The 12,968-nt window shown below is 69.8% G+C and carries 9 protein-coding genes; 5 read left to right on the forward strand and 4 right to left on the reverse strand.

Going from position 1 to position 12,968, the window contains the following annotated elements; all coding sequences use genetic code 11:
• Position 1: 1 nt before the first annotated feature.
• The 4 genes from VFZ09_RS41065 to VFZ09_RS41080 form a co-directional block, all read right to left on the reverse strand.
• The gene (locus tag VFZ09_RS41065) at positions 2-5,281 is read right to left on the reverse strand and encodes a HAMP domain-containing protein (RefSeq protein ID WP_329733249.1); all 5,280 of its coding nucleotides are present in this window, start codon (positions 5,279-5,281) and stop codon (positions 2-4) included.
• A 167-nt stretch (positions 5,282-5,448) separates the two neighbouring features.
• On the reverse strand, positions 5,449-5,934 hold the full coding sequence (locus VFZ09_RS41070; RefSeq protein WP_329733250.1) for an arsenate reductase ArsC: 486 nt from the start codon (positions 5,932-5,934) through the stop codon (positions 5,449-5,451).
• Positions 5,935-6,051: 117 nt separating this feature from the next.
• Positions 6,052-6,810 (reverse strand): hypothetical protein, encoded by a 759-nt coding sequence (locus VFZ09_RS41075; protein ID WP_329733251.1) that lies wholly within the window; start codon positions 6,808-6,810, stop codon positions 6,052-6,054.
• Positions 6,807-7,421, reverse strand: coding sequence for an RNA polymerase sigma factor (locus tag VFZ09_RS41080; RefSeq protein WP_329733252.1), 615 nt, complete (start codon positions 7,419-7,421; stop codon positions 6,807-6,809). Before VFZ09_RS41080 ends, VFZ09_RS41075 begins: the two co-directional genes overlap by 4 nt.
• 259 nt (positions 7,422-7,680) lie before the next feature.
• Here VFZ09_RS41080 and VFZ09_RS41085 point away from each other — a divergent pair, with 259 nt between their 5' ends.
• The 5 genes from VFZ09_RS41085 to VFZ09_RS41105 all read left to right on the forward strand — a co-directional run bounded on the left by VFZ09_RS41085 (position 7,681) and on the right by VFZ09_RS41105 (position 12,931).
• The gene (locus VFZ09_RS41085; protein ID WP_329733253.1) at positions 7,681-9,150 is read left to right on the forward strand and encodes a DUF2380 domain-containing protein; all 1,470 of its coding nucleotides are present in this window, start codon (positions 7,681-7,683) and stop codon (positions 9,148-9,150) included.
• Positions 9,147-9,617, forward strand: a complete 471-nt coding sequence (locus VFZ09_RS41090; RefSeq protein WP_329733254.1) for an NUDIX hydrolase — start codon at positions 9,147-9,149, stop codon at positions 9,615-9,617. The genes VFZ09_RS41085 and VFZ09_RS41090 overlap by 4 nt, the downstream gene beginning before the upstream one ends.
• 220 nt (positions 9,618-9,837) lie before the next feature.
• Positions 9,838-11,100, forward strand: a complete 1,263-nt coding sequence (locus VFZ09_RS41095; protein WP_329733255.1) for a caspase family protein — start codon at positions 9,838-9,840, stop codon at positions 11,098-11,100.
• Positions 11,097-11,846, forward strand: a complete 750-nt coding sequence (locus VFZ09_RS41100) for a hypothetical protein (RefSeq protein WP_329733256.1) — start codon at positions 11,097-11,099, stop codon at positions 11,844-11,846. The genes VFZ09_RS41095 and VFZ09_RS41100 overlap by 4 nt, the downstream gene beginning before the upstream one ends.
• Positions 11,843-12,931: an Ig domain-containing protein gene (locus tag VFZ09_RS41105; RefSeq protein ID WP_329733257.1), complete on the forward strand. Its 1,089-nt coding sequence runs from the start codon at positions 11,843-11,845 to the stop codon at positions 12,929-12,931. The genes VFZ09_RS41100 and VFZ09_RS41105 overlap by 4 nt, the downstream gene beginning before the upstream one ends.
• The last annotated feature ends 37 nt before the right edge of the window (positions 12,932-12,968 follow it).

Here is a 12,968-nt window from a genome sequence, read left to right on the forward strand (position 1 = left end):
GTCATCTCGCTCCCGCGCAAGGCTCCACCCAACGGCGAATCAACTCCAGAAGCCGCTCGGTGTCGACCGGCTTGGACAGATAATCGGACGCGCCTGCTTCCAGGCATTTCTCGCGGTCGTCCTTCAACGCCCGCGCGGTGATGGCGATGACCGGCAGAGACGCCCACCGGGAATCCGCGCGGATGGCGCGCATGGCCTGGTAGCCGTCCATCTCGGGCATCATCACGTCCAGCAGAACCACATCCAGTTCCGGATTCTTCTCCATCAAGTCCATGGCCGCCCGTCCGTCCTGGGCGAAGGTCACCTGCATGCCATGGTTCTCCAGGACACTGGTGAGGGCGAAGATGTTTCGGGCGTCATCGTCCACCAGGAGAACCTTGCGGCCCGTGAGCGAGCGGGAGAGCTCCTTCATCTCCTCGGCGGAGGCGCGGGACTGATCTCCCACCTTGCGCAGGAAGCGGCCCACCTCGGCGAGCACGGCCTCGGGCGAGCGGGCGGCCGCCTCGAGCAGCACGGCCTCGGCCGAGCGCCGCAGGCGCCGCTCGTCATCCGGGAGGAGCTGCGAGCCGCTATAGAGGAGCACGGGGGGCAGGCGGGCGGGCCGGCGCACCAGCTCCACCAGCAGCTTCATGCCCCGGCCGCCGGGCGAGGCCAGGTCCAGGGCGAGCGCGTCCACCTCGCCGCGGTCCAGGGCCTCCACGGCCCGGTGGGACTCGAGCTGGCGCATCTCCAGGGACTCGCCCATGTCGATGAGCTGCTGCACGCACTCACGCAGCTCGGGCTTGGGGTCCACCAGCAGCAGCTTGCGCGGGTGGCCGTTGGCCTTGAGCTCCAGGTGGCTGAAGGCGCCCTGGATGGCCTCGGGGGTGAAGGGCCGGTCGAGGTAGACGAAGCCGCCGCCGCACGAGGCGCCGCGCAGCCGGTCCACGCTCACCACCTGGACGGGGATGCGGCGGGTGCGCGTGTCGCGCTTGAGCTGATCCAACACGCTCCAGCCGTCGATGACGGGCAGGCCGAGCTGCAGGACGATGGCGTACGGCTTGAGCCGCTGGGCGAGTGAGAGCGCCACGTCGCCGCGCGTGGCCACCAGGGCCTTGAGGCCGCTCTGGTGGGCCGTGGCCACGAGGCCCCGGGCGAACTCCAGGTCATCCACCGCGACGAGCAGCACCCGGTCATCGGGGCCGAGGTCGTCGCGGTCATCCACCAGCGGATGGGGGGCCGCGGTGCCGTGCACCTCGTCGCGCGGCAGCAGCTCGCGCAGCATGGGGGTGTAGCCCACGTCCGTGTCGCTGGCCGGCTCGCCGCCCCGCTCGGGGCCGCTGTAGCTGCGCGGCAGGTAGAGGGTGAAGGTGCTGCCCGCCCCGCGCGAGCTGCGCACGCGGATTTCACCGCCGAGCAGACGCGCCAGCTCACGGCTGATGGAGAGCCCCAGGCCGGTGCCGCCGTACTTGCGGCTGGTGGTGCCATCCGCCTGCTGGAAGGCCTCGAAGATGAGCTTCTGCTTGTCCTCGGGGATGCCGATGCCCGTGTCGATGACGGAGAAGGCGAGCACCTGGTCGGCCTCCACCAGCTCCGGCGCGGCGAAGCGCTCCTCGGTGTCCGCCATGCGGATGCGCAGCGTCACCTGGCCCGTGCTGGTGAACTTGAAGGCGTTGGACAGCAGGTTCTTCAGAATCTGCTGCAGGCGCTTGGGGTCCGTGAAGACGGTGGCGGGCACTTCCGAGCCCACCTCGGTGAGGAAGCCCAGGTGCTTCTGCTCGGCCACGGGGCCGAAGGTGCGGCGGGCGAACTCCACCAGCTCCGCCACGGCGGAGTCGCGCGGCTCCACCTGCATCTTCCCGGCCTCCACCTTGGACAGGTCGAGGATTTCATTGATGAGGGACAGCAGGTCCCCACCCGAGGAGTAGATGGTCTCCGCGTACTCCACCTGCTTGCGGCCCAGCGTGCCGTCGGAGTTGTCCGCGAGCAGCTTGGCGAGCACCAGCATGCTGTTGAGCGGCGTGCGCAGCTCGTGGGACATGTTGGCGAGGAACTCGCTCTTGTACTTGGAGATGAGCGAGAGCTGCTCGGCCTTCTCCTCCAGGGAGGAGCGCGCCTGCTCCACTTCGCGGTTCTTCTCCTCCACCTTGATGTTCTGCTGCTCGAGCAGCTTGGCCTTCTCCTCCAGCTCGAGGGCCTGGGCCTCCAGCGCCGAGTTGGAGCGCTTGAGCTCCTCCTGCTGCTGGGTGAGCTCGCGCGACTGGCTCTGGAGCTCGTTGGCGAGGCTCTGCGACTGACGCAGCAGCTCCTCGGTGCGCATGTTGGCCATGATCATGTTGAGCACCACGCCGATGCTCTCGGTGAGCTGGTCCAGGAAGATTTGATGGATGGTGCTGAACGGGTGGAAGGAGGCCAGCTCGATGACGGCCTTGACCTCGCCCTCGAAGAGGACGGGCAGGACGATGATGTTGAGGGGGCTGGCCTCACCCAGGCCGGAGGTGATGCGGATGTAGTCGGACGGCACGTGGGTGAGGAGGATGGTCTTCTTCTCCAGGGCGCACTGGCCCACCACGCCCTCGCCGAGGCGGAAGCGGTTGCCCACGTTCTTGCGCTCGCGGTAGGCGTAGCTGGAGGTGAGCTTGGCCACGGGGTGGCCGTCCTCGAGGTCCATGAGGAAGAAGGCGCCGTGGTGCGCGGAGACCAGGGGCGTCAGCTCGGACATGATGAGCCGGGAGACGGCCTCCAGGTTCTTCTGTCCCTGCATCATGCCGGAGAACTTGGCGAGGTTCGTCTTGAGCCAGTCCTGCTCGGTGTTCTTCTGCGTCGTCTCCTTGAGGTTGACGATCATCTGGTTGATGTTGTCCTTCAGGGCGGCCAGCTCGCCGCCCGCATCCACCGAGATGAACCGCGTCAGGTCACCCTTCGTCACGGCGGTGGCCACCTCGGAGATGGCGCGCACCTGGGACGTCAGGTTGCCGGCGAGCTGATTCACGTTGTCGGTCAGCTGCCTCCAGGCGCCGCGGGCACCGGGCACCTTGGCCTGGCCCCCCAGCTTGCCCTCGATACCCACCTCACGGGCCACCGTGGACACCTGCTGCGCGAAGGTGCCCAGCGTGTCCGTCATGCTGTTGATGGTGTCCGCCAGCGCGGCCACCTCGCCCTTCGCGTCCACGACGAGCTTCTGGGTCAGGTCACCGTTGGCGACCGCGGTCACCACCTTGACGATGCCGCGCACCTGCGTGGTCAGGTTGCGGGCCATCAGGTTCACGTTGTCCGTGAGGTCCTTCCACGTGCCGGCGACGCCGGGCACCCGCGCCTGGCCACCCAGCTTGCCCTCGGTACCGACCTCGCGCGCGACGCGGGTCACCTCGGAAGCGAACGCGTTGAGCTGATCCACCATCGTGTTGATGGTGTCCTTCAGCTCGAGGATTTCCCCCTTCGCGTCGACGGTGATCTTCTTGGACAGGTCTCCGTTGGCCACCGCCGTCGTCACCTTGGCGATGTTGCGCACCTGGTTGGTGAGGTTGGAGGCCATCGAGTTCACGCTGTCGGTCAGGTCCTTCCAGACGCCCGACACGCCCTGCACCTCGGCCTGGCCGCCCAGCTTTCCTTCCGTACCCACTTCCTTCGCGACGCGCGTCACCTCGGCGGCGAACGACCGGAGCTGATCCACCATCGTGTTGATGGTGTTCTTGAGCTCCAGGATTTCTCCCTTCACGTCCACGGTGATCTTCTTGGACAGGTCACCGTTGGCCACCGCCGTGGTCACCAGGGCGATGTTGCGCACCTGGGCGGTCAGGTTGGAGGCCATGAAGTTCACGTTGTCGGTGAGGTCCTTCCAGGTACCGGAGACGCCTGGCACGTCGGCCTGACCGCCCAGCTTTCCTTCCGTACCCACTTCCTTCGCGACGCGGGTCACCTCACCGGCGAACGAGCGGAGCTGCTCGACCATCGTGTTGATGGTGTTCTTCAGCTCGAGCACCTCGCCCCGGGCATCGACCGTGATCTTCTTGGACAGGTCACCGCGGGCGACGGCCGTGCTCACCTCGGCGATGTTTCGCACCTGGGCGGTGAGGTTGTTGGCCAGCAGGTTCACGTTGTCGGTGAGGTCCTTCCACGTCCCGGCCACACCGGGCACATCCGCCTGGGCGCCCAGCTTGCCTTCCACGCCCACCGTCTTGGCGACGCTGGTCACCTGGTCGGCGAAGATGCCGAGCGTCTTGGTCATGCTGTTGAGCGTGTCGGCCAGCGCGGCCACCTCGCCCTTGGCATCCACCACGAGGCGCTGGGACAGGTCCCCGTTGGCGACCGCCGTCACGACCTTGACGATGCCTCGCACCTGGGTGGTCAGGTTGGAGGCCATCAGGTTCACGTTGTCCGTGAGGTCCTTCCACACGCCGGAGACGCCGGGCACGTCGGCCTGGCCACCCAGCTTGCCCTCGGTACCGACTTCCTTCGCGACGCGCGTCACTTCGCCCGCGAACGAACGGAGCTGATCCACCATCGTGTTGACGGTGTTCTTCAGCTCGAGCACCTCGCCGCGCGCGTCGACGGTGATTTTCCGCGACAGGTCACCGCGGGCCACGGACGTGGTCACCTCGGCGATGTTACGCACCTGGGCGGTCAGGTTGTTGGCCAGCTGGTTCACGCTGTCGGTGAGGTCCTTCCACGTCCCGGCGACTCCCGGCACACGCGCCTGGCCTCCCAGCTTTCCTTCCGTACCGACTTCGCGCGCGACGCGCGTCACTTCGGCGGCGAACGAGCTGAGCTGATCCACCATCGCGTTCACCGTGGTGCCGATGCGGAGGAACTCGCCCTTCACCGGCTGCCCCGGCAGGTCCAGCGCCATCTTCTGCGTCAGGTCACCGCGGGCCACCGCGCCCAGCACGCGCGCCACCTCGGTGGTGGGCTGCACCAGGTCCGCGATGAGCGAGTTGATGGAGCCGATGCTCGACGCCCACCCGCCGCTCACCGGGCCGAGCGACGCGCGCTCCGCCATCTGTCCCTCGCGGCCCACCACGCGCTCCACGCGCACCAGCTCGTCCTGCATCCGCTGGTTCATCGCCACCATCGCGTTGAAGGCGTGGGCGATGTCCTCCATCGCCTGGGGCTGCGCCTCGGGCGGCAGCCGCACGGAGAAGTCTCCGTGGGTGACGGCTCGCAAGGACTCCAGCAGGGTCTCGAGCGCCTCGAGCGTCGCGACCCGCCGGGGACGGGCGTGCGCGTGGCGGGCGAGCGTGGTCGGCTTGCGGGTCTTCTTCCCAGTCTGGGTACGGCTGGAATGGCTGGTGCGACGATTCAAAGGCCTGCTCCAGTGCTGAGGTTTGGCGATCTCCCAACCCGAGGAGCCTTCGCGTTCGTTCCGGGTAGGGGAATGCCCCTCAGAGGGCAGGCGCCCAGCCGAGCGCACACGTGTCCCGTGATTCCCCGCCCCGGCACCCGGAAGGTGCTGGCGTGGGAATGGAAGTGCTACAGCGGTGCCGCCGCCCGCGCGTCCCCGTTCGGCAGATGCAGCAGCTTCTCCACCGGCAGCGCGCACAGCAGGTCCAGGCGCTGGGACAGCTCCCGCCCCACCTGGAGGAAGAGCTGCTCGCGCGCCGCGTCGCTCCCCGCGAAGGCCACCGGGTCCGGCTCGTCCCAGTACGCCGCTCGCGGTTGTCCCGGCCACACCGCCCAGGCCTCGTGCGCCTTGTCACAGAGCGTGATGACCAGGTCGAAGTGCTCGCCCCGGAACTCCTCCCAGGACTTGCTGCGCGCGTCCCGTGGATCCAACCGGAAGCGCTCTCGCAGCACCTGGAGCGCCAGCGGGTGGACTTCACCCCTCGGCAGCACACCCGCACTGAAGGTCTCGAAGCGCCCGTGCCCCACCCGGCGCAGCAGGTACTCGGCCATGATGCTCCGGGCCGCATTGCCCATGCTCAGGAAGAGGACTCGGATGGGACGCTCGGGGGTCATGGCGCGACTGACGGTGCGCGGTGCCTCCGGACATGCCAAGGGGGTCCGGTGATTCGGCTTGCTCGGCGGGTAGACCCTCACCCTGGCCCTCTCCCAGAGGGAGAGGGAAGACGGCGGTCAGCGCGGGGTCAGCGTCAGGTGTGATTTGGAGAGGGGCCGGCCCCGCGCGTCCTCGAAGGTCGCTCGCACCTCCAGCGGCCCGGCGAGCCAGCCCTCCTGCACCGGCGTGCTCAGCGGCAGGAGGACGTCCACTCCCGCCTCGACCTCCTGCTCCGTCCCCTCCGGCGGGAAGAAGCGCAGCGGCTCACCCTCCGGTGAGGTCGCCTCCACCGTCAGCCTCGCCGCCTCCGGCGCCGTGTAGCTGAACTGCACCGCGCTCCCCTCTCCGCACACCAGACGCCCGCCAGGCCGGGCTTCGCCCGTCACCTGTCCGTCCCCGCCCACGCAGAACACCCGGATGCCCCAGGCCGACGTGCCCGTCTCTCCGCCTCGCGCCTGCCACTCGGACGTCTCGCGCGTCCGCAGTTGTGGCACCACCACCAGCATGGCCACACCGGCCAGCGCCAGCCCCGCCATCGCCGGCACCAGGAAGCGCGGGAAGAAGCGCTCGCGCCCGGTCCGCACCGGTGCACGGGCCGGCGTCGTGGCGGCGCCCAGCCGCGCCATCAGCTCCTTCTCCAGCAGCGCCTCCCGGCTCGCGGGCAACGCGCGCTTCTCCAGCACCGACTCCACCCGGCCCAGCTTGTCGTAGGCCTCGTGGCACTCGTCACACCCCGCGGCGTGCGCGCGCAACCGGTGGAAGCCCTCCCCGTCCAGCTCGCCCCGGAAGAGCGCCTCCAGCGCCTGCTTCGCCTGCCGGTCCCCACACCTCGTCATGACTGGCCTCGCCGCTTGAAGAAGCTCCACCCCCTCACTTCCATCCCTTCCAGGTACCCGCGCGCCTGCAGGAACTCGAGCAGCCGCGTCTTCAACCCCAGCTCCCTCCGCCGCACCTGGATGCGCGTCAGCCCCAGCCGCTCCGCCGCGCCCTCCTGCGCCATCTCCTCCTCGCCGAAGCGCAGCTCGAACAGCCCCCGCTCCTCCGCCGACAGTCCTTCCTTGAAGGCCGCCAGCAACCCCTCCACCTCCCGGTCCTCCAAGGTCTGCGCCAGGCCCTCGACTTCCTCGGGCGCCGCGCCCGTCTCCTCGAAGGGCTCCAACCCCACCGCCACCTCGCGCTGCCGCGTCTGCTCCAACAGCACGTTGCGCGCGATGCCCACCAGGAAGTGCCCGTACGGCCGCACCCCGTCGTACGCCGCCCGCGTCCGTGGCTCGAAGGCCCGCGCGAACGTCTCCAGCACCGTGTTCTCCAGCTCCAGCGCGCCCCTCATCTGCCCGAATCCCCGCCCCCGCCACGCCATGGCCCGCAGCATCCTCGCCAACGTCTCCGCGTGCGCCCGGTACACCCGTGCCAGGGTCTCCGGCTCACCGTCCCGGAAGCGTTGCAATGTCCGCGCATCCCACTCCATCCCTCGGCGACTTACCGTGCCCCGCCCACCCCCGTCACCCTTCGCTCATGCTGTCATTGCGAATTGACCGCTCGGGTGGATCGCCAGGGTTCGACAATCGTCACCGGGAGGGCCTCGGCCGCCCGCCCCCCTGACGGGGTGGGGGGCTGTGGGAACCCTGAACCCACTCCCCGCTGGAAATGACCGGGTGCGTCATCGGAAGCGTCCGCCAGAATGGGAGTCCCCCTCGGAGGCGCGGATGACAGGGTGGCGTGAGCCGACACGTTTGGAAGTGACGACGCTGGGGCTGCTGCTCGTCCTGGCCCTGTCGTCCACCGGATGCGCGTCACTGACGCCGCCGCCCGGCCGGGGAATGAAACTGCATTACTCGCACGGCGAGGCCGCCGCGCCACTCGAGCCCGTGGGGCCACAGTGGCTGCACCACGGCCAGGGATTGAGGGGGAGCACGGAGGGGACCGCGAGGGGGAGCACCCTGGCGGCCCACCTGGCGTTTCGTGGTGCACTGAGTGACGTGGCCGGCACCACCCGCCGCCTCTCCGGGGAACTCTCCAAGCTGGAGAAGAGCCATTGGGGCATCGCCGGTAAGGGCGCTGGTCTCTTCCTGCCCCATGTCGGGTATGGCCAGAGCCAGCTGCGATGGATGGAAGCCGAGCTCGCCGCCGCCACCCGGCTGGCCGACGCCGCCTCGGAGGTGGAGGACGAGGACATGCGGTTGGCCTTGCTGCGCCTGGCGGGCCCCCGGCTCGAGGCGGCCATGCTGGGCTCACTGGTGCTGGCGGCCTGGGTCGACGTGCTCCACCTGCTCGATGTGGCGTTCAAGCACGGCTACAACTCGTTGGAGACGCTGTTCGTGGAGATGGACCGCTGGCAGAAGATGCTGGAGCCGGCCATGACCGCACTGGCCTCGCAAGAGCCAGGGCAGTTGAAGGCAGCGGCCCAGGACATGCCCCTGCTGATGGGCCACCTGTCCGGCGAGTTCAACGCGACGGCGCAGCGCCTCCACTCGGGGCTGAGGAATATCCAGAAGGTGATGGCGCTGGCGCAGCTCGTGGAGATGGTGACGATGGTGTCGGCGATGAAGTTCTCGCTGCCTCGGCTGGGACCATCGGCGCCCGCGACCCTGGGGATGGGCATGATGATGGGAGGCGACGGGGTGATGATGGGCACACGCATCGTCGTCTCAGCCGAATGGGTGGAGATGATGCGGCGGCTGGTGCGGGCGGGCGTCATCTCACTGCCTGCCGTGAGTGCGGCGGTACGGATTCAGGCCGGACAGGTGTTGATGGCCGAGGCGCACGACGAGCTGCCGCACGGCGTGCGCGAGGCGCTGGGCGATGGGCCCGAGGTGCGGGGCATGCGGGTGACGGACAGAGCGGGGGCTGGCATGGCCGAGCCACCGGGGCACCACGTCCTGCCCAAGGAGTTCCGCGAGTGGTTCGAGAAGCGCGGCTTCACCGGTGAGATGAGCATCGACCATTTCTGCGTCAGGCTGGAGCAGGCCCACCACCAGGCCATCCACGGGGGTGGGAACTGGAAGCTGGGGCGCACCTGGCCCGGTGAATGGAACCGGATGATCATGGAGACGCTGCGGAAAGCCGAAGCCAGGGCCGGCCGGATGTTGACGCCAACCGAGGTCCTGGGAACAGTCGCGAAGCGCATGACGGATTACGGCATCCAGATGGATTTCATCCGATGGAGAGGACCATGAGCAGCGGACGTGCCTGGCAGGGCAATGTGAAGGCACGCCTGTATGAGCGGGTTCGTGAACGGGGTTACGACTCGCTCACCGCCTTCGCGGATGCGCGTCCTGCCGTCCCGCTGCACTTGCTGGCCGAGGAGCTCGGCAAGGATGACGTCGCCGGGGTACAGGTGTTGAGCGGTCTGCTCGCCGAGGCGGAGCGGCGCAAACAGGTCACACGATTCGTACGCGATGTCTTCACACGCCTGTGGTCCCAGAGTGTTCCCGACGGGTGGCCGACGGTGCTGGACGACGCCAACCGTTTCAAGGTCGCCGAGGCGCTCGGCTCGTGGATTGCCTACACCCCGGAAACCCATAAGGAGCGTGCCGACCGGGTCAGTGATTCACTCCTCGCCACGCCACCGCCGCCCGGTTGGCGTCCGCTCGGCCCCGACGACACATTGCTGCTCACCCTCCTGCCCGACGAGGAAGCCTGAACGTCACGGGTAGGGGGATGAGCCCGATTGCGCCACACCCGCCCAGGTCCTCCCCCTGGAGCCACCCGGGTGGGAGCAACTCCCGCTCCATGACGCCCAGGGTCATCTGCGCAACACACCCCCTGGTGGGTCCCAGCCCCCTGGGAGGGCGGGTGGATTCCCCACATGCAACCGTGGCACCTTGAGCGCCCTCGTCGTTCCCCCCGGAGACCCCCCGCGTATGCGACCGCTCCGATGCGCTCCGGCAGCCCTGCTGTGGCTCGCGCTCCTCGCCGGCTCCACCGCGAGCGCCGCTCCCGCACGGGCCGCCTACGCGCTCATCATCGCCAACAACACCGGCACCGAGCCCAAGCAGGCGCCCCTGCGCTACGCCGATGACGACGGCGCGCGCTACTACGAGCTCTTCTCCTCGCGCACGAAGGAGACGCTCTTCCTCTCCGTGCTGGACGCGGACACGCAGGCGCTCCACCCGGGGCTCGCCGCCCGCACGCGTCCGCCCACCCGGGCCGCCCTCAAGGAGGCCCTGCGCCAGCTCAACGCGCGCATGGCCGAGGACAAGGCCCGCGGCGACTCGCCCGTGCTGTATTTCGTCTTCACCGGCCACGGCAAGCGCGGGCCCGCCGGCGAGGGCGCCGTGAGCCTGCTGGACGGGCCCTTCACCCGCACGGACCTCTACTCCCAGGTCATCGCCCCCAGCACCGCCGCCTTCGTCCACCTCATCGTGGACGCGTGTGACTCGTACTTCTTCGTCAACTCGCGCGGCGCGCTGCCCGTGGCGCCCGCCCAGGTGCAGGCGGTGAAGGGGCTGCTGGCCACGCGCGAGCTGGCGCGCTACCCCAACGTGGGCGCCGTGCTCTCCACCACCCGCGAGCAGGAGAGCCACGAGTGGAGCGCCATCCGCTCGGGCGTCTTCAGCCACCAGGTGCTCTCCGCGCTCTCCGGCGCCGCGGACGTCAACGCGGACGGGCGGGTGGAGTACTCGGAGCTGAGCGCCTTCGTCGCCGCCGCCAACCAGGGGGTGGAGGACGTGCGCGGCCGGCTCGAGGTCTCCATCCAACCGCCCGCGCTGGACCGGGCGGCGGCGCTGGTGGACCTGGGGGACGAGGCGCGCCTGGGCTTCCTCCTGTTGCCCGCGGGCCTGGAGGGCCGGCTGTGGGTGGAGGACGCGCGCGGCCTGCGGGTGGCCGAGCTCCACAAGGAGCGCGAGCGCTCGGTGGTGCTGGGGCTGCCTCCCTCGCAGGGCTACTTCCTGAGGGGCGCGGGGCGCGAGGCCTCCTTCCGCTTCGCCCGCGCGGGCGCGGTGGTGGATGGCGGAGTCCTCTCGTGGCGCGACAACGCCCTGGCCGCGCGAGGCGCCATGGAGGACGCCCTGCGTGACAGGCTCTTCTCCGTGCCCTTCGGCCCGCGCTTCTACAACGGCTACATGGCCAGCCTCGGGCAGACGCCCGTGGCGCCCGAGCAACAGCCCGATCTCTCGCCATGAGCCTTCTCTCCTTCGCGCTGGCGTTGTCGCTGGCGCAGGCCCCGTGCAGAGGCGGCGAGCGGTGGGTGCTGCTCCCCTTCCAACCGGTGGCGCTGTCCACGGCCGAGGCCCGGCAGGTGGAGGACGCCGTGCGCCGGGCGGCGGAGGGCACCTCCGGCGTGTGCCTGGAGCCGCGCGCGGACACGGTGGCGAAGGTGCGCGCCCAGGGTGGACGGTTGCCGGGCTGCGTGGACGCGGCGTGCCGGGGAGCGCAGGCGAAGGCGCTCGGCGCGCAGCGGCTGGTGCGAGGCGTCGCGCTCGGCGTGGGCGGTGGGCGCAGCGTGGCGCTCACGCTGGTGGATCGCGAGGGCCTCGAGTCCCACACCCTCGTCGAGCTCTCCGGAGAGGGACTGCCGCCCGGCCAGGAGGAGGCGCGGGCGCGTGAGGCCTTCCAGGAGTTGTGGAAGACGCGCCTGCCGGCTGGCGCGGTGAAACGCCCGGGCGGGGTGTGGCCCACGGTGCTGCTGGCGGCGGGTGGCGTGGCGCTGGCGGCCGGAGTGGGCTTCGGGCTGGCGGCGCGCAACACGGAGGCGGTGCTCTCCCAGGGCAACGCGGGCTGCACGGGCGAGGGCGAGGCCTTCCGCTCCTGCTTCACCGGGCGCCTGCGCGAGGGCCAGCGGCAGGCGCGCACGGCCAACGTGCTGATGGGGACGGGCGCGCTGCTGGGGGCCGGAGGCGCCGTCTTCTTCGTCTGGGAGCTGCCATGAGACAGGGGCTGACGTGGCTGGGACTGGCCGTGCTCCTCGGAGTGGCGGCCTGCACCTTCCAACCCAACCTCTCCCGCTTCCCCGCGTGTGACGCACAGGGGGCCTGTGCCTCGGGCTGGACGTGTCTGGCTTCCGAGGGCGTCTGCCTCCCGGACTGCGGCGAGCGCGGGCCCTGCACCGGCGAGGATCCCTCGGGCATGGGCATGGACGGGGGCACGGACGGGGGCACGGAAGCGGAGGGTGGCAACCCCGACGCGGGCCCGGCGCGGCTCATGCTCGTGCCGGATGCGCCCGGGCCCGGCACGGAGACGGTGAGCTACTTCCACCGCTTCCAGGTCAGCGGCGGCACGCCTCCATACACCTTCTCCACCACGGGCGAGCTGCCCGCGGGCCTGTCCTTCGACACCGCGCGAGGAGAGCTCTCCGGCAAGCCGCTCACCGCCGGGGAGTCCACCTTCACCGTCGAGGTGGTGGACCAGGGCGCCGAGCCCCAGCGCCGCGGCCAGGAATTCTCCCTGCGCATCCGGCCCCTCCTGCACCTGGCCGGGCCGGACGTCCTCGCGTACTTCGAGAGCGGCAAGGACTATGTGGAGCTCCTCTCGGCCACCGGAGGCAAGCCGCCCTACACCTTCGAGCTCTCCAGTGGCGCACTGCCCCCGGGCATCGTCCTGCGCGTCAACGGCAGGCTCGACGGCGCGGCCTACGCGGGCAGTGGCACGCCTCCCTTCGAGGTCCGCGTCACCGACTCCGACGAGCCTCCGCAGAGCCGGGTGCGCCGCCTCCAGCTCACCTCCATCTCGTGCTCGGGCTCCGAGGTCTGCATCAAGAGCAGCGCCCTCCCGGATGCGCGCGCCGGCTCGGCGTATACCCATACCCTCCAGAGCACCCCCAGCTCCGTCACCTGGACGTGGAGGAAGACGGAGAACGGCGCCCTCCCACCGGGCCTCACCTTGAATGCCGGAACGGGCGTCGTCTCGGGCACGCCCACCCAGGCGGGCGTGTACGAATTCAATGTCACCGCCACGGCCGGGGGCCTGTTGCCGCCCTCGCCCTCGACCCTCACCCTGCGGCTGACGGTGTATTGAGCGCGGGAGATCCAATCCCCTGTCCTCGCATCAATAC

Source organism: Archangium sp. (genome assembly GCF_036277355.1).
Classification (GTDB): Bacteria; Myxococcota; Myxococcia; order Myxococcales; family Myxococcaceae; genus Archangium.